This window comes from Duganella rivi, from assembly GCF_009857435.1.
GTDB classification, from domain to species: domain Bacteria; phylum Pseudomonadota; class Gammaproteobacteria; order Burkholderiales; family Burkholderiaceae_D; genus Rugamonas; species Rugamonas rivi.
Map to the genome: position 1 here is coordinate 20,866 of NZ_WWCK01000007.1, position 19,158 is coordinate 40,023.

The window sequence follows — 19,158 nt, forward strand, 5'->3', positions numbered from 1 at the left end:
CAGCGGGCAGGATAGCCGCCGCTGCGGTCTTCTTTGTGATGGCGACAGCCGGTTTTGGGTGCGCCGGCTGCTGAAACTATTGGCAAGTTCCGCAGTATCCTTGTGGGCAGGGGCGCTGTCAAGCGCGCAGCCAGCCGCAAAATAATCTATTTTCTTATGATTGAAATCAAAAATATCAGCAAGTGGTATGGTCAGTTCCAAGTGCTCAAGGAATGCAGCACGCGGGTAGAAAAAGGCGATGTCATGGTGATTTGCGGGCCGTCCGGTTCCGGCAAGTCCACGCTGATTAAGACCGTCAATGGGCTGGAACCGTTCCAGCAAGGGCAAATTACGGTCGATGGCACCTCGGTAGGCGACAAGGGCACGGATTTGCCGGCGCTGCGGGCGCGTATCGGCATGGTGTTTCAGAATTTTGAGCTGTTTCCCCATTTATCCGTGCGCGACAACCTGACGCTGGGCCAGATCAAGGTGCTGGGCCGCAGCGTGGAGGAGGCGACCGCGCGCGGTTTGCAATATCTCGACCGGGTCGGCTTGCTGGCGCAGCAGGACAAGTTCCCCGGCCAGCTTTCCGGCGGCCAGCAGCAGCGGGTGGCCATCGCCCGCGCACTGGCGATGGATCCGATTGCCATGCTGTTTGACGAGCCCACCTCGGCGCTCGACCCGGAAATGATCAACGAGGTGCTGGACGTCATGGTCGGCCTCGCCCAGGAGGGCATGACCATGATGGTGGTCACCCACGAGATGGGTTTCGCCCGCAAGGTCGCCAACCGCGTGGTGTTCATGGATCAAGGCGCGATCCTGGAGGACAGCAGCAAGGACGACTTTTTCCATGCCCCGCAAACGGAACGCGCGCGCGACTTTTTAGCTCGTATAATTCACTAATGAATATTTCCATTAAGCAATTGAGTGGCGCGATGCTGGCGCTGGGACTGCTGAGCGCGGCTCATGCAGCGGATAAGATCGCCGCCGACCTGGTGTTGACCAAGGCGACGCTGATTGACGTCGCCGGCGGCAAAGCGGTGACCGGCAAGTCGGTGGTGCTCAAGGGCGACACCATCCTGGCGGTGGTGGACGACAAGCAGCTGTCGCAGTACGCGGCCAAGAAGACCATCAGCCTGCCGGGCAAATACGTGATGCCGGGCCTGTGGGACACCCATGTGCACTTCGGCGGCGGCCCGGCGCTGATTGATGAGAACAAGCACTTGCTGCAACTGTATCTGGCGTATGGCATCACCGCAGTTCGCGATTGCTCGGGCGATTTGCCCGATACCGTGTTGCAGTGGCGTGATGAGGTCAACCAGCGCAAGCTGGAAGGCCCGACCATCTTCACCTCGGCCGCCAAGCTGGAAGGCTACAAGCCGCTGTGGAAGGGCACGATTGAAGTCGGCACGCCGGAAGAGGTGAGCCGCGCGCTAGACAAGCTGCAAGGCCAGAAGGTGGACTTCGTGAAGATCACCGAAAACACGCTGAAGCCGGAGATTTATCTGGAAGCGCTGCGCCAGGCCAAAGAGCGCGGCATGCGCACCTCGGGCCACATCCCGGTGCAACTGACTTTGGCGACCATGTTTGATGCGGGCCTCGGCACGGTGGAGCACCAATCCTATCTGCTGCGCGCGTCCACGCCGAAAGAGAAAGAGCTGACGGCGCAAGTGGCGGCCGGCACGCTGACCGGCAAAGAAGCCGTCAAGCAAAGCCTCGCCACTTACGATGAAGCGACTGCGCGTGCATCGTTCCGCTACATGGCGTCCAAGGGAACTGCGGTGGTGCCGACGTTGTCGGTGTCGCGCGTAGTGGCGTATCTGGATCAGGACGATCACGCCCACGACGAAGCCTTGCAGTACATCGGCAAAGGCCTGCGTGCCACCTACGACTGGCGCGTGCAGCGCGCGGCGCAGGATGATGCGGCGGCGATTGCGCAGCGCAAGGCGGTGTTTGAGAAATCGGCGTCCTTGTTGCCGATCTTGCAGCAGGAAGGCGTGAGCATCATCGCCGGTACGGATGCGGGCTTCCTGAATTCGTACGACTACCCGGGGCAGGCGCTGCACGATGAAATCGGCCTGTACGTGAACTATGGCCTGACGCCGGCGCAAGCCTTGCAATCGGCCGTAATCAACGGCCCGCGCTTCCTGGGCAAGCTGGATCGCTACGGCGCGCTGGAAGCGGGCAAGTCGGCCGACGTGCTGGTGCTGGATGCAAATCCGCTGAAAGACATCAGCGCCACGCGCAAAATCCGCACCGTCATCAGCCACGGCACTGTCTACGACCGCGCCCGCCTCGACAAAATCCTCGCGGATACCAAGGCTTGGGCCGCGCAGACCAAGGCCCCGTCCGGCGGCTGATTTAGCCTGAAGGACTGGCAGCGGGTAAAATATCGGCTATTCGTATTTTGAGAGCCCGCTGCCATGTCCGACCTCGTTCAAACGCCTTCCAGCATCACCATCACCCGCCCAGACGACTGGCACCTGCATTTGCGCGATGGCGCGACGCTGGCCAGCGTGCTGCCGCATAGCGCCCGCCAGTTCGCCCGCGCGATTGTGATGCCGAATTTGAAACCTCCGGTCACGACCACCGCCGCCGCTGTCGCTTACCGCGAACGTATTCTGGCTGCGCTGCCGCAGGGCATGGACTTCGAGCCGTTGATGACGCTCTACCTCACCAACAATACCCAGCCGGACGAGATCGTGCGCGCGCAGGAAAGCGGCATTGTGCACGCGGTGAAGCTATACCCGGCCGGCGCCACCACCAACTCGGACGCCGGCGTGACCGATCTGTCCAACTGCTACAAGACGCTGGAGAAGATGCAGGAACTCGGCATGCCGTTCCTCGTCCACGGCGAAGTCACCGATCAAGATATCGATCTGTTCGACCGCGAAGCCGTGTTCATCGAACGCGTAATGCGCCCACTGCGCCGCGATTTCCCGGCGCTGAATATCGTGTTTGAACACATCACCACCAAGCACGCCGCGCAATACGTGGCGGAAGCAGAAGGCCCGATCGCCGCGACCATCACCGCGCATCACCTGCTGTACAACCGCAATGACATCTTCAAGGGCGGCATCCGTCCTCACTACTACTGCCTGCCGGTGCTGAAGCGCGAAGAGCACCGCCTGGCGCTGGTGACCGCAGCGACCAGCGGCGACGAGCGCTTCTTCCTCGGCACCGACTCCGCGCCGCACGCGCAGGGCGCCAAGGAAGCCGCTTGCGGTTGCGCCGGTTGCTACACAGCGCTGCACGCCATGGAGCTGTACGCCGAAGCCTTCGAACGTGCCGGCGCGCTGGATAAGCTGGAAGCCTTCGCATCGCTGAACGGCCCGGCCTTCTACAACCTGCCAGTCAACCAAGGCAAGATCACGCTCAAGCGCGAACAATGGACGCTGCCGGAAGCTCTGCCGCTGGCCGACCAGCAGGTGATCCCTCTCAACGCCGGCGAAACCATCAACTGGAAAATGGTGTAACGAGTGTTGGAAGTGCTGGATACAATCGACTGGTCGCGTCCCTGGTACGAATCGGTACGCGACGCGGCCGGCCTGTTGTCGAAAGACGCGCACTTCCGCGATGAGTTCTCCAGGCAGGCCGCCGCACTGGGCCTGCGCAATCACCTTGGGTTGCCGCTGTCCTTCGTGCCGCAAGAGGATCTGCCGGAAGGCACGGCCTACGAGCAGCACATCGGCGCCACTGGTTGCGTGCCGACGCGCGACAACCTGCATGACTTCTTCAACGGCCTTGTGTGGCTGACCTTCCCGCGCATCAAAGTCCAGCTGAACGCCTTGCAGGCAGCGCAGATTGCGCTCGACGGCGTCGGCAAATCGCGCGGCCCTGCGCGTGACGGCGCCACCATCTTCGACGAAAACGCCGCGCTGCTGGTGGTGCGCGATAACGCAGCAGGCCAAGCGCTGATTGACGCGCTGCGCGGGCATCGCTGGCATGAAGCCTTCGTTGAGCGCCGCGCGCAGTGGGGCGTGGATGCCGAGGCCTGGCTGTTCGGCCATGCGCTGATGGAAAAGCTGGTCGCGCCGCGCAAGGCGATCACCGCGCACACGCGCATCGTGCTGGCGGGTGAAGAATTCTTCACGCTGGATCACGCCGCGCGCCGCGCATGGATCGACGCCACGGTATCGCGGCAATTGGCCGGCGAAGGCTTGAGTACCGCCGGTTTCACGCCGATGCAAGCGCTGGGCGTGCCGGGCTGGTGGCCGGAGCAGGATGAGGCGTTTTATGCCGATACAACCGTGTTCCGTGCGAAGCGGGCAAGCAGCGGGCAAGCGCAGTAAAATAATCAATTCAATATCAACCAACTCGCCGCCGACGCGGCAGAAAGTGACGCCATGACGCAGGTAATTCGCTGGGGTATTTTGGGCACGGGCAAAATCGCCAAGGCCATGGCCACTGCTTTGCAGGACACGCCTGATGCAAAACTCGTCGCCGTCGCTTCGCGCTCCGTAGATAGCGCTACCACGTTCGGCCAGGAATACGGCGCCGAGCGTTTCCACGGCAGCTACCAGGCACTGGCCGATGATCCCAATGTGGACGTGATCTACATCGGCACGCCGCACCCTATGCACCACGAGAACGCGCTGATGTGCCTCAACGGCGGCAAGGCGGTGCTGGTGGAGAAATCGTTCACCATGAATCGCCGCCAGGCAGAAGACATCATCAACCTGGCGCGCGCAAAAAATCTGTTCGTGATGGAAGCGATGTGGACGCGCTTCATGCCGGCCATCGTGGAGGCCAAGCGCATTGTCGATAGCGGCGAGATCGGCAAGCCGGCCCACGTCGCCGCCGATTTCGGTTTCACCTCTGACGCAGGCCCGGAGCACCGCCTGTTTGCGCCGGAGCTGGGTGGCGGCGCGCTGCTGGATTTGGGCATCTACCCGCTGTCGATGTCGTCGTTCTTCCTCGGTGGCGTTACCGGCGTGAAGGCGCAGGCGGAGATGACTGCCACCGGCGTTGATATGCAAACTGCGTTCACCTTGTCGCATGAGGGCGGCGGCGTATCGTCCTGCGCATGCAGCTTGCGTTCGCGCACGCCGACCGAGTTGACCATCTCGGGCGAGAAGGGCTTCGTGCGGCTGCACGACCGCTTCCACAACACCGACAGCTTCACCGTGACGCTGGTGGACGGCGCCTCGCGCAGCGAACGCACCATCACGCTGCCTAAGAGCGGCAACGGCTACACCCACGAAGCGCAAGAAGTCGGCCGCTGCATCCGCGCAGGCCTGATCGAAAGCCCGGTAATGCCGCACGCCGAAACGCTGGCCATCATGGGCACCTTGGACGAAATCCGCGCGCAGATCGGCCTGCGCTATCCCGCCGACGAGTAAGCAGGTTTGACCTGAACTGGTTACAATCCCCTGATACGAATTGAATAACAGGGGATAGACCATGTTCACAGCAGACCGCCAACTCACACTCAAGAACGTGCTGCTCGCCACCGGCGTCGTGCTGACGCTGGCGATGGGCGTGCGGCACGGCTTCGGCTTCTGGATGCAGCCAATCTCCCAGGCCAACGGCTGGACGCGCGAGACCTACTCGCTGGCGCAGGCCATGCAAAACCTGATGTGGGGCGCCTTCGGCCCGTTCGCCGGCATGGCGGCCGACCGCTTCGGCACCATGCGCGTGGTGCTGGTCGGCGCCATTGCCTACATGCTTGGCCTGGTGTGGATGGCGACTGTCACGCATCCGACCCTGTTCGTGCTGGGCTCCGGCGTGTTGGTCGGCATCGGCTTGGCGTGTACTGCGTTCGGCGCGGTCAGCGGCATTATCGGCCGCGTGGCGCCGCCGGAAAAACGTTCGTGGGCGTTTGGCATTTCGGGCGCGGCCAGCTCCTTCGGCCAGTTCATGATGATGCCGATCGAGCAGCAGCTCATCTCCGCTGTCGGCTGGCAGAATGCCTTCTACATACTGGGCGCCTTGATCGTGCTGCTGATGATACCGATGGCCTTCTACCTGCGCGAGCCAGCGGTGGAGCATGCGCATGGCCCGCAGCAAAGCATCCGCGAGGCGGCCAGCGAGGCGCTGGGTAATCGCTCCTTCCTGTTCCTCGTCGCCGGCTATTTCGTGTGCGGCTTCCAGGTGGTGTTCATCGGCGTGCACTTGCCTGCGTACCTGAAGGATCAAGGCATCGGCAATCCTGGCGTGGCGGTATTGGCGCTGGCGCTGATTGGCTTGTTCAATATTTTTGGTTCCTACTACGCGGGCAAACTGGGTGGCCGCTTCCCCAAGCGCTACCTGCTGTCGACGATTTACTTCTCGCGTTCCGTGGTGATATCGCTGTTCCTGCTGGCGCCATTGATGCCGCTGACGGTGTACCTGTTCGCAGCGGCGATGGGCGTGTTGTGGCTTTCCACCGTGCCGCTCACGAACGGCATCATTGCCGGTGTGTTCGGCGTGAAGCATATGTCGATGCTGGCGGGGATCGTGTTCTTCTCGCACCAAGTAGGCAGCTTCCTCGGCGTGTGGCTTGGCGGCTACCTGTATTCGACGCAGGGCAATTACAACATGGTGTGGGGCATTGCGATTGCGCTGGGCGTGATGTCGGGCCTCATCAACCTGCCGATCAACGAGCGCCCCATCGTGCGCGCGCAGGCCGCATGATGAAGACCTGGCTGCTACGCGGCGCCGCCGCCATTGTGCTGGCGCTGGTGTTCGCGGCGTATTTGAGGCCGGACTTCGTGGTAGATATCGCGAACCGGATTTATCTCTGCTTCTAAAGACGATTCGCTACATTTTGAATCTTCGTCACAGTACTGTGAATCGACGGATCTAACATGATGCTTCTATCGTGATGAGGAGCTAATTATGGATGGCATCAATTCTCTCGGCACAATTTTTTCTGCGCTTCTGAAAGGAGGCGCAGGTTTTTCCGTGCTCATTCTTCTAGCCGCTGCTCTGATTTGGTGGCGTACGCGTTCTGGCCATACGATCCTGTCAAGGATATGGGCATTTTTTTCCTTGAATCGGGGCCGCAGTACATTAAAGTTTTTTGAGCAATTCCAAGAAAAACAAGCTGCGCTGTTGCAGTTCAGATTCAACACTGGATTGAACGTCCGCACCTTACGTCATATGAAGCGTGTCATCAAGTGGGGGAAAAAGAACGACGAAGATATCGGTGACATCAAGAGATGCGGTGGTTTCTTCGATCTTGAAAAGCCTGGATTAGCTGAGAGTGCTTCAAAGATAAAGTGGTGGTGGGGAGTTTTTCCTTTTTTATTGGCAGGTCTTTTCTTCAATGGCGCAGTGGCTGCGACAGTTATCGCAGTGTCAGAGCGTGCTCTAGTTCAATTAAATGAGACCAAGAAGTACATGCTGCTGAGCGTGACGGATGCAAAGCCATTTGGCGGATCTGGATTTAAGTTTGCCTCTTGTGCGCAGGCTACATCCCAAGACACAGGTTTCACTGCGAGGGAACGACAAGTTATTTGTGACGCTGTGAACTCATCCGATATCTCTAAAATAGTAAATAGAGGTGTTCAAGAGCAGAGGTGGGGCTTCGGTGTGCTCATAGCGATTTTCCTGTTTGCCATAGCCTTTTTTTGGCGGATGTACAGGGAAACCGAAAGCGCACGGCGGATGTACGAGCGGCAGGCTTGTCGCTACGCCAAGGCCGCTAAAAAAGTGGTAAAAGCAGCCCAGACCCGCGTGAATGAGCCGGAGTCTCCCTAGTCAGACTTTGAGGAATTCCTCGCGGCCGCCTAGCCAGCGGGCGAGGTGGGCTTCCACGGTGGCGGCTTTCTCGGGCGTGTTTGCGTGCAGCAGGTCGTGGGCGACGTCGCGGGCTTGATCGACCAGCCAGCCGTCGGTTTCCAGATCGGCGAAGCGCAGCATCGCTTGTCCCGATTGGCGGGCGCCGAGGAATTCACCGGGGCCGCGTATCTCCAGGTCGCGGCGGGCGATTTCGAATCCATCGGTGGTTTCGCGCATGGTCATCAGGCGCTGCTTGGCGACGTGGCCCAGCGGGCTTTGATACAGCAGCAGGCAGACCGACGCCGCTGAGCCTCGACCCACGCGGCCGCGCAGCTGGTGCAGCTGCGACAGGCCGAATCGCTCGGCATGTTCGATCACCATCAGCGAGGCATTCGGCACGTCCACGCCTACCTCGATCACGGTGGTGGCGACCAGCACTTGCATTTCGTTGGCGGTGAAGGCGTCCATTACCACCTGCTTTTCCGCTGGCTTCATGCGGCCGTGTACGAGGCCTACGTTCAGGTCGGGCAGGGCTTCGGCCAGCAGGGCGTGCGTCTCGGTGGCGGTTTGCAGTTGCAGCGCTTCCGACTCTTCGATCAGCGGGCAGACCCAGTAGATTTGACGGCCTTCCTGTGCGGCGGCGTGTACGCGTTCAATCACTTCATCGCGGCGATTCTGGTCGATGGCGCGCGTGACGATAGGGCTGCGGCCCGGCGGCAGTTCATCAATTACCGATACTTCCAGGTCGGCGTAGTAGGTCATGGCCAGCGTGCGCGGGATCGGCGTGGCGGACATCATCAGCTGGTGCGGCACTGCGCCTTCGTTGCCCTTGTTGCGCAAGGTCAGGCGCTGGCCGACGCCGAAGCGGTGCTGCTCGTCGACGATGGACAGGCCGAGGCTCTCAAATGTCACCACGTCCTGCAACAGCGCGTGCGTGCCCACTACAAGACGCGCCTCGCCGGATTCGATCATGTCGTAGGCGGCTTGCTTTTCTTTTTTCTTCAAGCTGCCGGTGAGCCATGCGACCTTCACGCCCAAAGGCTCCATCCACGCGGCGATCTTGCGGAAATGCTGCTCGGCCAAAATCTCGGTCGGTGCCATCAACGCGGCCTGGTATCCGCTATCGATGGCCTGCGCGGCGGCCAGCGCCGACACCACGGTCTTGCCGCTACCGACATCGCCTTGCAGCAGGCGCTGCATCGGATACGGCTGGCGCAGGTCGGCGCTGATCTCGGCCAGCACGCGTTGCTGCGCGCCGGTCAGCTTAAATGGCAGCACCGCCTGCAGATCGCGCGACAAGGCGCCAACCTTGGTCAGCGGCGGCGAACCCTTGGCGCGGCGCGCGCGCTGGGCGCGTTTCAGGGACAGCTGCTGCGCCAGCAGCTCATCGAACTTCACCCGCGTCCACGCAGGATGCGAGCGGTCAGCCAGCGCATAGTTATCGACGTTCTGCGGAGGGTAGTGCAGCAGCTTCACTGCCGGTTCAAGATCGGATAGCTGCAATTCGGCGCGCAGGGAGGCCGGCAGCGTGTCAGTCCAATCGACCCGTTTCATGGCCTCGCCGATGGCCTTGCGCAGCACCGGTTGCGACAGCCCCTCGCCGGACGGATAGACCGGCGTCAGGGAGGTTGGCAACGGTGCGCCCTCGTTCACGACCTTGTAAGCCGGGTGCACCATCTCGGCGCCGAAGAAGCCATGTTTCAACTCGCCCCGCGCGCGCACCCGCGTGCCCTCGGCCAGCTGTTTGACCTGGCTGCCGTAGAAATTCATGAAACGCAGCTGTAAATCGCCGGTGCCGTCGCTGATATGCACTAAAAGTTGTCGTCTAGGCTTGAAAGCGATCTCGTTTTTTGTCACAACGCCCTCAACTTGGGACGTGTCGCCGCCATGAAGCCGGGCTTCTTCGATGGTGATGACCTGCGTTTCGTCCTCGTAGCGCATGGGCAGGTGCAGCACCAGGTCCATATCGGTGTGCAAGCCCAATTTGGCCAGCTTGGCCTCCGCGCTGATGGTTTTTTTGGCAGTTTTCGACGGTGAAACAGGCATATGGCGTAAAATAGAGGGTTGGCCGCCAGTATTGTAAGGCCTACCGTATTTTTGTTAACAGAGTCCTCACATGTATTCGCTTTCCGATTTCGATTTTAACTTGCCGCAAGAGCGTATTGCGCAATTCCCGCTGCCAGACCGCAGCGCCTCCCGTCTGCTGCACCTGGACGGCGAGCAGATTATCGACCGCCAGTTCGCCGATATCGTCGATCTGCTGCAAGCGGGCGATCTGCTGGTGATGAACAATACCCGCGTGCTGAAAGCCCGTTTCTTCGGCACCAAGGAGAGCGGCGGCAAGGTCGAGGCGCTGGTGGAGCGCGTGCTGGATAACCGCACCGTGCTGGCACAGGTGCGCGCCTCGCGCTCGCCGCTGGCCGGCACCAAGATGCGTCTGGCAGATGCTTTCGACGTCACCGTCGGCGAGCGCGCCGGTGAATTCTTCACGCTGCACTTCGATGCCGACGTGTTCGACCTGATCGAAGCCCACGGCCGCCTGCCGCTGCCGCCGTACATCGAGCACGATGCCGATTCGTTTGACGAAAACCGCTACCAGACCGTGTTCAACAAGGTGCCGGGCGCTGTCGCCGCACCAACCGCCGGCCTGCACTTCGACGAGCCGCTGCTGGAGAAACTGAAGGCCAAGGGCGTCAACTTCGCCTATGTCACGCTGCACGTGGGCGCAGGCACCTTCCAGCCGGTGCGCAACGAGAACCTGTCCGAGCACCAGATGCACACCGAGTGGTACACCATGCCGCAGGAGACCGTGGACGCGGTGCTCGCGGCCCGTGCTGCCGGCCGCGATGTGGTGGCAGTGGGGACGACCTCGCTGCGCGCGCTGGAATCGGCCTCGCAGAGCGGCCAGCTGGAAGCCGGCAGCGCCGATACCGCGCTGTTCATCACGCCGGGCTACAAGTTCAAGACCGTGACCCGCCTGATCACCAATTTCCACCTGCCTAAGTCGACCCTGCTGATGCTGGTGTCGGCCTTCGCCGGTTTTGAAGAGATCCGCAAGGCCTACGCCCACGCGATCGCCAATGAATACCGCTTCTTCAGCTATGGCGACGCCATGCTGCTGACGACGCAGAACAAGGAATAAGAAATGCTCGAATTTAAACTGCATAAAACCGACACCACCGGCGTGACCAACGCCCGCCGTGGCGAGGTCAAGCTGAACCACGGCGTGGTGCAAACGCCGATCTTCATGCCGGTCGGCACCTACGGCTCGGTCAAGGCGATGTCGCCGCTGGAGCTGAAGGAAATCGGCGCCCAGATCATCCTGGGCAATACCTTCCACCTGTGGCTGCGTCCGGGCAATGACATCATGGCCAAGTTCGGCGGCCTGCACGACTTCATGGGCTGGGACAAGCCGATCCTGACCGACTCCGGCGGCTTCCAGGTGTTCTCACTGGGCGCGATGCGCAAGATTACCGAAGAAGGCGTGCACTTCAACTCGCCGATCAACGGCGACAAGCTGTTCCTGTCGCCAGAAATCTCGATGCAGATCCAGCGCGTGCTGAATTCGGACATCGTGATGCAGTTCGACGAATGCACTCCTTACGAAATCGACAACCGCCCAGCCACCTTGGACGAAGCGGCCAAGTCGATGCGCATGTCGCTGCGCTGGGCGCAACGCTCGCACGACGAATTCCACCGCGGCGAGAATCCGAACGCGCTGTTCGGCATCGTCCAGGGCGGCATGTTCGAAAAACTGCGTGACGAATCGCTGGAAGGCCTCGAAAAGATCGACTTCCCGGGCCTGGCCATCGGCGGCCTGTCGGTCGGCGAGCCGAAGGAAGACATGATGCGCATCATGCAACACATCGGCCCGAAACTGCCGGCCAACAAGCCGCATTACCTGATGGGCGTCGGTACGCCGGAAGATCTGGTGGCTGGCGTGTCCAACGGCGTCGATATGTTCGACTGCGTGATGCCTACTCGAAATGCCCGCAACGGCTGGATCTTCACCCGCTTCGGCGACATCAAGATCAAGAACGCCCGTTACAAGGATGACAAGGAGCCGTACGACAGCACCTGCTCGTGCTACGCCTGCAAAAACTTCTCGCGCGCCTACTTGCACCACCTGAACCGCACGCAGGAAATCCTCGGCGCACGCCTGAATACCATCCACAATCTGCACTACTACCTGGACATCATGCAGCAGATGCGCGACGCCCTGGATGCCGACCGTTTCCCGGCGTGGGTGCAGCAATTCCACGCCGATCGCGCGCGAGGGGTGTAAAAGTCCTAACGCCTTGCGGCCAGTGCTAGAATACAGCGCTGTTTTTTCAAACTATAGATATCGGAGTCACCAGTGTTCTTTATTTCCAATGCATATGCCCAATCCAACCCTGTCGAAGCCTTGGGCGCCGGCGGCTTCCTGGGCCAGTACGGTTTCCTGATTCTGATGTTCGTGGCCATGTACTTCCTGATGATCCGTCCTCAGCAGAAGCGCGCCAAAGAGCAAAAAGCCATGATGGAAGCGCTGGCCAAGGGGAACGAAGTCGTGACCGCCGGCGGCGTACTGGGCAAGATCACCAAGATCTCCGACCTGTACGTGACCCTGGAGATCTCCAGCGGCGCCGAACTGGTGGTGCAAAAGAACTCGATCACGATGGTGCTGCCAAACGGCACGCTGAAGAGCCTGTAATTCCCACTGGCCCGCGCCCTGCGCGGGCCTTTTGACGTCTACATTGAACGTTAGAGCTATATGAATCGTTATCCAGTCTGGAAATATATCCTTATTGCCGTGGCCATCCTGCTGGGCGCGCTGTACACGGTGCCTAACTACTTCGGCGAATCGCCGGCAGTGCAGGTTACCAGCGGCAAGTCGACCGTCAAGATGACGTCCGAGATGACCGCCAAGGTGGCCGACGTGCTGACCAAGGCCGGCATCGCCAATAACGGCATCGCTTTTGACGGCAGCGGCACGTACGCCTCGGTGCGGGTGCGCTTTGCCACCCCCGACATCCAGTTCCACGCCAAGTCGGTGCTGGAGCAAGGCCTGAACGCCGATCCTAGCGATCCAACCTATCTGGTGGCGCTGAACCTGCAAGCCGATACGCCGAAATGGATGCAAAGCCTGCACGCGCTGCCGATGTACCTCGGCCTCGACTTGCGCGGCGGTGTGCACTTCCTGATGCAGGTCGATACCAAGGCGGTGCTGAACAAGCGCATCCAGGGTTTGCAAGCAGCAGCGCGTAGCTCGCTGCGCGACAAGAACGTGCGTCACGCCGGCATCGACCGCGTGGGCGACACCATCGAAATCAAATTCCGCGACGACGCTACCCGCCAGAAAGCCAAGGACGTGCTGTCCGGCCAGCTGGCCGACCTGCTGTACGTCGATTCCGGCGAAGGCAGCGAGCTGAAAACCGTGGTAAGCCTGAAGCCAGCCGCGCTCAAGCAAACCATCGACGATGGCGTGAAGCAAAATATCTCGACCCTGTCCAAGCGCGTGAACGAGCTGGGCGTGGCTGAGCCTATCATCCAGCAGCAAGGCCCGGATCGTATCGTGGTTCAGTTGCCGGGCGTGCAGGACGTGGCGCGTGCGCGTGCCGTGATCGGCCGCACCGCAACGCTGGAAATCCGCATGGTCGACGAGTCGGTCACGCCGGGTACCGAACTGTCGGCGGCGATTCCGCTGAACTCCGAGCTGTTCACCGTGGGTAAAGGCGTGCCGGTGGTGCTGTACAAAGACGTGGTGCTGAGCGGTGATTACATCTCCAGCGCCGTGGCCAGCTACGACCAGAACCAGCAACCTGCCGTCAGCATCGACCTGAACGGCGACGGCGGCCGCCGCATGCGCGACGCCACCCGCGACCGCGTGGGCAAGAAAATGTCCATCGTGCTGTTCGAGAAGGGCAAGCCGGAAGTGCTGTCGGTGGCGACCATCCAGCAAGAACTGGGTAGCCGCTTCAACATCACCGGCATGGGCAACGCCGAGAACTCGGCCGAACTGGCACTGCTGCTGCGCTCCGGCGCGCTGTCGGCGCCGATGGAAGTGATCGAAGAACGCACCATCGGCCCTGCACTGGGCGCCGAGAACATCGACAAGGGCAAGCATTCGACCATGTACGGTTTCGCCGCCATCGCGGTGTTCATGATTGCCTACTACATGATGTTCGGTTTCTTCAGCGTGTTTGCGCTGGCGTGTAACCTGCTGTTCCTGCTGGCGATCCTGTCGCAGATGCAGGTGACCTTGACCCTGCCGGGCATCGCCGCTATCGCGCTGGCGCTGGGTATGGCGATTGACTCCAACGTGCTGATTAATGAGCGCGTGCGCGAAGAACTGCGTGCCGGCGCTTCGCCGCAGCAAGCGATTGCCGCCGGTTTCGACCGCGCATGGGCCACCATTATCGACTCCAACGTCACCACGCTGATCGTCGGTGTGGCGCTGTGGGTGTTCGGTTCCGGCCCGATCCGCGGCTTCGCCGTGGTGCACACGCTGGGTATTCTGACCTCGATGTTCTCCGCCGTATTTGTCTCGCGCGGTGTGGTCAACCTCTGGTATGGCCGCAAGAAGAAACTGCAATCGATCGCCATTGGTACCGTTTGGGTACCGGGTCAGAAATAATCAGGGGCACTGAAGATGGAATTTTTCCGCATTAAAAAAGACATCCCGTTCATGCGCCATGCGCTGGTGTTCAACGTCGTTTCGGCGTTGACCTTCGTCGCGGCCGTGTTCTTCCTGATCCACAAGGGCCTGCATTTCTCGGTGGAGTTCACCGGCGGCACCGTGATGGAACTGAAGTACCAGCAGCCGGCCAATCTGGAACGGATCCGCCACACGCTGGAAAGCATCGGCTACGAACAGCCGGAAGCCACCGGCTTCGGCACCGCGCACGACGTGATGCTGCGTTTGCCGGTGGTGAAGGGCATCACGCCAAAGGATGCATCGGCGCAGGTGTTCGACGCGCTGTGCAAGGCCGAAACCGGCAGCCTGAAGCAGATCGACACCGTGACCGCCAAGGGCGAGCACGTGGTCAAGCAATCTTGCGCCGGCGCGGGTGATGCTGAGCTGGTGGCGCTGCAAAAAGTGGAATTCGTCGGCCCGCAGGTCGGCGATGAGCTGGCGCAGAACGGCTTGAACGCACTGGTGATGGTGGTGATCGGCGTGATGATCTACCTCGCGGTTCGCTTCGAGTGGAAGTTTGCGGTGGCGGCGATTGTCGCTAACTTGCACGACGTGGTGATCATCCTGGGCTTCTTCGCGTTCTTCCAGTGGGAATTCTCGCTGACCGTGCTGGCCGGTATTCTGGCGGTGCTGGGCTACTCGGTGAATGAATCGGTGGTTATCTTCGACCGTATCCGCGAAAACTTCCGCAAGCAGCGCAAGGCGTCGGTGCATGAGGTGATCGACAACGCGATTACCTCGACCATCTCGCGTACCATCATCACCCACGGCTGCACGCAGATGATGGTGCTGTCGATGCTGTTCCTGGGCGGCCCAACGCTGCACTACTTCGCGATGGCGCTGACCATTGGTATTTGCTTCGGTATTTACTCGTCGGTGTTCGTTGCTGCCGCCGTGGCCATGTGGCTGGGCGTGAAGCGCGAAGATCTGATCAAGCCGATCAAGGAAAAAGACGAAACGGATGGCGCAGTAGTTTAAGCCTCGGTTTCCTCAGAAATCCCTCCCTCGTGGAGGGATTTTTTTTGTGCTTCTCGGGGGAGCAAGATGAGTACTCGTTGATGTTCAACAACGGTCTCAAAAAGCACCCCTACCGAAAGGGTCTGACCCCGTACGGGGTCAGACCCTGTGCGTAGCGGTGTGCGGGTTGTGTTGGTGCCGCGCGCTTTTAAAGCGGCCGGCAACGTCAACCCCGTTGCTCATCGACCGCTCCGCTTTGGTGCGTGGCGGCTGGCATAGGGCTTGCATGTTTGATCATCTCTCTAGGAGGCGACCATGCAAGCTACGTTACAGAAGACGCTGGGCACGTTTCAATTGTGGGGCATCGCCGTTGGGCTGGTGATCTCGGGCGAGTATTTCGGCTGGAGTTATGGCTGGGCGTCGGCCGGCACGCTGGGCTTCACGATCACTGCTTTGTTCATCGCGGCGATGTACACGGCGTTTATTTTCAGCTTTACGGAGTTGACTACTTCCATCCCTCATGCGGGCGGGCCGTTCGCTTATAGCAAGCGCGCTTTCGGGCCGTTGGGCGGCTATCTCGCTGGTGCGGCCACGCTGATTGAGTTTGTGTTTGCGCCGCCGGCTATCGCGCTGGCGATAGGTGCGTATCTCAATGTGCAGTTTCCTGCCATTGATCCAAAGACGGCGGCGGTGTGTGCGTACCTTGTCTTCATGGCGCTGAATATCGCCGGGGTGCAGATCGCGGCCAGCTTTGAATTATTCGTCACGCTGCTGGCGATCTTTGAGCTGCTGGTATTCATGGGCGTGGTGTCGCCCGGCTTTTCGATGGCGAATTTTGTGAAGGGCGGCTGGGCGGGCCAGGACACATTCAGCCTCGCGGCCATTCCCGGCATCTTCGCGGCGATTCCGTTTGCGATCTGGTTCTTCCTTGCGATTGAAGGCGTGGCGATGGCGGCGGAGGAAGCCAAGGATCCGCAGCGCTCCGTACCGATTGCCTACATCGCCGGGATTCTGACCTTGGTGCTGCTGGCGCTGGGCGTGATGATCTTCGCCGGCGGCGCTGGCGATTGGACTAAGCTTGCCAACATCAACGATCCACTGCCGCAGGCGATGAAGCTAATCGTCGGCGAGAACAGCGGCTGGTTGCACATGCTGGTGTGGCTTGGTTTGTTTGGATTGATTGCGTCCTTCCACGGCATCATCCTTGGCTACTCGCGGCAGATCTATGCACTGGCAAGGGAAGCTTATTTGCCATCGTATTTTGCGAAGATTCATCCGCGTTTTAAAACGCCGCATCGCGCGATTTTGGCTGGCGGCGTGGTCGGCATCGCGGCGATTTACAGCGATGAGCTGATCAAGTTCGGCGGACAAACGCTGACTGCGAATATCGTCACCATGTCGGTGTTCGGCGCGATTACGATGTACATCATCAGCATGCTGGCGCTGTTTAAATTGCGCCGCATGGAGCCTGAAATGGCGCGGCCGTTCCGCGCGCCGTTTTATCCCTTGTTCCCGGCGATCGCACTGGTGGGCGCGGTGATCTGCATGGCGACCATGATCTATTACAATTGGCTGATCTTCTGCGTATTTGTGGCGTTCCTGTTGCTGGGCTATGGCTGCTTCCTGGCGACGGCGCCGCAACGTAACCGAAAGGGCAGCGATGGGCAGCTATTGGCACCGGGTCGGCAGTAAGACCTACCAGTTCCGCGATCTCAAGGACTTGATGGCGAAAGCGACGCCTGCGCGTTCGGGCGATTACCTGGCCGGCGTGGCGGCGGGCAGCGCGGAGGAACGCGTGGCGGCGCAGATGGCATTGGCGGAATTGCCGCTGACGGTGTTTCTCAACGAAGCACTGGTGCCGTACGAGGATGACGAGGTCACGCGGCTGATTATTGATACGCACGACGCGGCGGCTTTTGCGCGCGTGGCGCATTTGAGCGTTGGCGATTTCCGTAATTGGCTGCTCGGCGATGATGCTGATACTGCGGCAATCACCGCGCTGGCCCCTGGCCTTACGCCGGAAATGGCGGCGGCGGTGTCCAAGATTATGCGCGTGCAGGACTTGGTGCTAGTGGCGCGCAAGTGCAGTGTCGTGACGCGCTTCCGCAATACCATCGGTTTGCCGGGACGGATGTCTACGCGCTTGCAACCCAATCATCCTACTGACGATTCCACCGGCATTGCAGCCAGCTTGCTGGATGGGCTGTTGTATGGAAGCGGCGATGCGGTCATCGGCATCAATCCTGCAACCGATAATGTGCCGCAGGTGATTAGCATCGTCTCGATGCTGGACGAGATCATTGCGCGCTATGCGATTCCTACGCAGTCGTGCGTGCTCACGCATGTGACCAACACCATCGCCGCCATCGAGCGCGGTGCGCCGGTGGATTTGGTATTTCAATCGATTGCGGGGACGCAGGCGGCGAATGCTGGTTTTGGTATTTCGCTGTCGCTGTTGGACGAGGCGCGGCAGGCGGCGTTGTCGCTGGGGCGCGGCACGGTCGGCAGCAATGTGATGTATTTTGAGACGGGGCAGGGCAGTGCGTTGTCATCCAATGGGCATCATGGTGTCGATCAGCAGACTTGTGAGGCGCGCGCGTATGCCGTGGCGCGGCGCTTTGAGCCACTGCTGGTGAATTCGGTGGTGGGCTTTATCGGGCCAGAGTATCTGTATGACGGCAAGCAGATTTTGCGCGCGGGCTTGGAAGATCATTTCTGCGCCAAGCTGCTTGGCCTGCCGATGGGCTGCGATGTTTGCTACACAAATCACGCCGAGGCGGATCAGGATGATATGGATGTGCTGCTGACGATGCTGGGCACCGCCGGTTGCACCTTCGTCATGGGCGTGCCGGGCGCGGATGACATCATGCTTAATTATCAGACTACGTCGTTCCATGATGCGCTGTATGTGCGGCGCGCGTTGGGACTAAAACCGTCGCCGGAGTTTGATGCGTGGTTGCAGGGCATGGGCATTGTGAGTGGCGATGAGCAGTTTACTTTGCAGGATGCGTTGCCTGCGGTTTTCCAGAAGGTGTTGCATGGATAAGCCGGTGACGATCAATCCGTGGCAATCGTTGCGGCGCTTCACGGCGGCGCGGATTGCGCTGGGCCGTAGCGGTGTGAGTCAGCCGACGGCGGAGCAGTTAGTGTTTCAATTGGCCCATGCGAGGGCGCGTGACGCGGTGCATCTCGCGTTAGACCAGGAGGCGTTGAGCGCAGCGCTGGTTGCAGCGTGTAGCGGCGTGCAGTGCGTGAGTGTGCAAAGCGCAGCGCGAGACCGCCACGTTTACCTCCAGCGTCCAGACCTCGGCCGCCGGCTTGACGCCGCCTCGCGCGACAAATTGGAGGCTCTGGCCGTCGACAGCAGCGCCGCACGCTACGATCTCGCCATCGTCATCGCAGACGGCTTGTCGGCGCTGGCGATTGAGCAGAACGCCGCGCCATTCTTGCGCTCCCTGATGGCGAAGTTAGAAGGCTGGCATCTCGCCCCCATCACCATCGTCCACCAGGGACGCGTGGCCATCGGCGACGAAATCGGCCACCTGCTGAACGCGCAAATCGTGGTGGTGCTGATTGGTGAACGTCCCGGCCTGAGTTCTCCCGACAGCATGGGGCTTTACCTTACCTACGCACCGCGCCCCGGTCTCACCGACGCCCATCGCAATTGCATCTCCAACGTCCGCACGGCAGGCTTGACCTACGAGGCCGCAGCGTTCAAGCTTCACTACCTGCTGTCCGAATCGCGGCGGCGCCAACTATCCGGCGTCGCGCTAAAAGATGAAACGGCGACCGAGAGCGCCAACATGGAGGCGCCACGGCGCAATTTCCTGTTGGAGTGAAAT

16 protein-coding genes are annotated in these 19,158 nt (G+C 60.6%); 15 read left to right on the plus strand and 1 reads right to left on the minus strand.

Going from position 1 to position 19,158, the window contains the following annotated elements; translation table 11 throughout:
* Nucleotides 1-156: 156 nt before the first annotated feature.
* The 7 genes from GTP45_RS23020 (at nt 157) to GTP45_RS23050 (ending at nt 7,662) form a co-directional block, all read left to right on the plus strand.
* Nucleotides 157-882: an amino acid ABC transporter ATP-binding protein gene (locus tag GTP45_RS23020; protein ID WP_161016209.1), complete on the plus strand. Its 726-nt coding sequence runs from the start codon at nt 157-159 to the stop codon at nt 880-882.
* Nucleotides 882-2,339, plus strand: coding sequence for an amidohydrolase family protein (locus GTP45_RS23025; protein ID WP_161016210.1), 1,458 nt, complete (start codon nt 882-884; stop codon nt 2,337-2,339). Before GTP45_RS23020 ends, GTP45_RS23025 begins: the two co-directional genes overlap by 1 nt.
* 63 nt (nt 2,340-2,402) lie before the next feature.
* Nucleotides 2,403-3,455: a dihydroorotase gene (gene pyrC / locus GTP45_RS23030; RefSeq protein WP_161016211.1), complete on the plus strand. Its 1,053-nt coding sequence runs from the start codon at nt 2,403-2,405 to the stop codon at nt 3,453-3,455.
* 12 nt (nt 3,456-3,467) lie between these two features.
* Nucleotides 3,468-4,271 (plus strand): DUF3025 domain-containing protein, encoded by an 804-nt coding sequence (locus GTP45_RS23035; protein ID WP_161016212.1) that lies wholly within the window; start codon nt 3,468-3,470, stop codon nt 4,269-4,271.
* Nucleotides 4,272-4,325: 54 nt separating this feature from the next.
* Nucleotides 4,326-5,321, plus strand: a complete 996-nt coding sequence (locus GTP45_RS23040; protein ID WP_161016213.1) for a Gfo/Idh/MocA family protein — start codon at nt 4,326-4,328, stop codon at nt 5,319-5,321.
* A gap of 61 nt (nt 5,322-5,382) precedes the next feature.
* Complete coding sequence (locus tag GTP45_RS23045; RefSeq protein WP_161016214.1) at nt 5,383-6,594, plus strand: MFS transporter; 1,212 nt, start codon at nt 5,383-5,385, stop codon at nt 6,592-6,594.
* Nucleotides 6,595-6,798: 204 nt separating this feature from the next.
* A complete protein-coding gene (locus GTP45_RS23050; protein WP_161016215.1) occupies nt 6,799-7,662 on the plus strand; it encodes a DUF6216 family protein in 864 nt (287 codons plus the stop codon).
* On the opposite strand, the gene recG is transcribed toward GTP45_RS23050, so the two are convergent.
* Entirely contained in the window at nt 7,663-9,729 is a 2,067-nt protein-coding gene (gene recG, locus GTP45_RS23055; protein ID WP_161016216.1) for an ATP-dependent DNA helicase RecG, read from the minus strand. It lies immediately after the preceding gene.
* 70 nt (nt 9,730-9,799) lie between these two features.
* Between recG and queA the strand changes: the two genes are divergently transcribed.
* The 8 genes from queA to eutC all read left to right on the plus strand — a co-directional run bounded on the left by queA (nt 9,800) and on the right by eutC (nt 19,155).
* A complete protein-coding gene (queA, locus tag GTP45_RS23060) occupies nt 9,800-10,825 on the plus strand; it encodes a tRNA preQ1(34) S-adenosylmethionine ribosyltransferase-isomerase QueA (protein WP_161016217.1) in 1,026 nt (341 codons plus the stop codon).
* A 3-nt stretch (nt 10,826-10,828) separates the two neighbouring features.
* Nucleotides 10,829-11,968 carry a tRNA guanosine(34) transglycosylase Tgt gene (tgt, locus tag GTP45_RS23065; protein ID WP_161016218.1) on the plus strand — a complete coding sequence of 380 codons (1,140 nt, stop codon included), beginning with the start codon at nt 10,829-10,831 and terminating at the stop codon, nt 11,966-11,968.
* A 72-nt stretch (nt 11,969-12,040) separates the two neighbouring features.
* Nucleotides 12,041-12,376: a preprotein translocase subunit YajC gene (gene yajC / locus GTP45_RS23070; protein WP_161016219.1), complete on the plus strand. Its 336-nt coding sequence runs from the start codon at nt 12,041-12,043 to the stop codon at nt 12,374-12,376.
* Between the two features lie 60 nt (nt 12,377-12,436).
* Nucleotides 12,437-14,299 carry a protein translocase subunit SecD gene (gene secD / locus GTP45_RS23075; RefSeq protein WP_161016220.1) on the plus strand — a complete coding sequence of 621 codons (1,863 nt, stop codon included), beginning with the start codon at nt 12,437-12,439 and terminating at the stop codon, nt 14,297-14,299.
* Between the two features lie 15 nt (nt 14,300-14,314).
* The gene (secF, locus tag GTP45_RS23080) at nt 14,315-15,337 is read left to right on the plus strand and encodes a protein translocase subunit SecF (RefSeq protein WP_161016221.1); all 1,023 of its coding nucleotides are present in this window, start codon (nt 14,315-14,317) and stop codon (nt 15,335-15,337) included.
* 294 nt (nt 15,338-15,631) lie between these two features.
* Complete coding sequence (eat, locus tag GTP45_RS23085; RefSeq protein WP_161016222.1) at nt 15,632-17,008, plus strand: ethanolamine permease; 1,377 nt, start codon at nt 15,632-15,634, stop codon at nt 17,006-17,008.
* The gene (locus tag GTP45_RS23090) at nt 16,977-18,362 is read left to right on the plus strand and encodes an ethanolamine ammonia-lyase subunit EutB (RefSeq protein WP_161016223.1); all 1,386 of its coding nucleotides are present in this window, start codon (nt 16,977-16,979) and stop codon (nt 18,360-18,362) included. The genes eat and GTP45_RS23090 overlap by 32 nt, the downstream gene beginning before the upstream one ends.
* Entirely contained in the window at nt 18,355-19,155 is an 801-nt protein-coding gene (eutC, locus tag GTP45_RS23095) for an ethanolamine ammonia-lyase subunit EutC (RefSeq protein WP_161016224.1), read from the plus strand. The genes GTP45_RS23090 and eutC overlap by 8 nt, the downstream gene beginning before the upstream one ends.
* Nucleotides 19,156-19,158: the final 3 nt, after the last annotated feature.

What these genes read in the sequence shown, in the direction of transcription:
- GTP45_RS23020 (WP_161016209.1), top strand. Translation starts at nt 157, where the DNA reads ATGATTGAAATCAAAAATATCAGCAAGTGGTATGGTCAGTTCCAAGTG.
- GTP45_RS23025 (WP_161016210.1), top strand. Translation starts at nt 882, where the DNA reads ATGAATATTTCCATTAAGCAATTGAGTGGCGCGATGCTGGCGCTGGGA.
- pyrC (WP_161016211.1), top strand. Translation starts at nt 2,403, where the DNA reads ATGTCCGACCTCGTTCAAACGCCTTCCAGCATCACCATCACCCGCCCA.
- GTP45_RS23040 (WP_161016213.1), top strand. Translation starts at nt 4,326, where the DNA reads ATGACGCAGGTAATTCGCTGGGGTATTTTGGGCACGGGCAAAATCGCC.
- GTP45_RS23045 (WP_161016214.1), top strand. Translation starts at nt 5,383, where the DNA reads ATGTTCACAGCAGACCGCCAACTCACACTCAAGAACGTGCTGCTCGCC.
- GTP45_RS23050 (WP_161016215.1), top strand. Translation starts at nt 6,799, where the DNA reads ATGGATGGCATCAATTCTCTCGGCACAATTTTTTCTGCGCTTCTGAAA.
- recG (WP_161016216.1), bottom strand. Translation starts at nt 9,729, where the DNA reads ATGCCTGTTTCACCGTCGAAAACTGCCAAAAAAACCATCAGCGCGGAG.
- queA (WP_161016217.1), top strand. Translation starts at nt 9,800, where the DNA reads ATGTATTCGCTTTCCGATTTCGATTTTAACTTGCCGCAAGAGCGTATT.
- tgt (WP_161016218.1), top strand. Translation starts at nt 10,829, where the DNA reads ATGCTCGAATTTAAACTGCATAAAACCGACACCACCGGCGTGACCAAC.
- secD (WP_161016220.1), top strand. Translation starts at nt 12,437, where the DNA reads ATGAATCGTTATCCAGTCTGGAAATATATCCTTATTGCCGTGGCCATC.
- secF (WP_161016221.1), top strand. Translation starts at nt 14,315, where the DNA reads ATGGAATTTTTCCGCATTAAAAAAGACATCCCGTTCATGCGCCATGCG.
- eat (WP_161016222.1), top strand. Translation starts at nt 15,632, where the DNA reads ATGCAAGCTACGTTACAGAAGACGCTGGGCACGTTTCAATTGTGGGGC.
- GTP45_RS23090 (WP_161016223.1), top strand. Translation starts at nt 16,977, where the DNA reads ATGGGCAGCTATTGGCACCGGGTCGGCAGTAAGACCTACCAGTTCCGC.
- eutC (WP_161016224.1), top strand. Translation starts at nt 18,355, where the DNA reads ATGGATAAGCCGGTGACGATCAATCCGTGGCAATCGTTGCGGCGCTTC.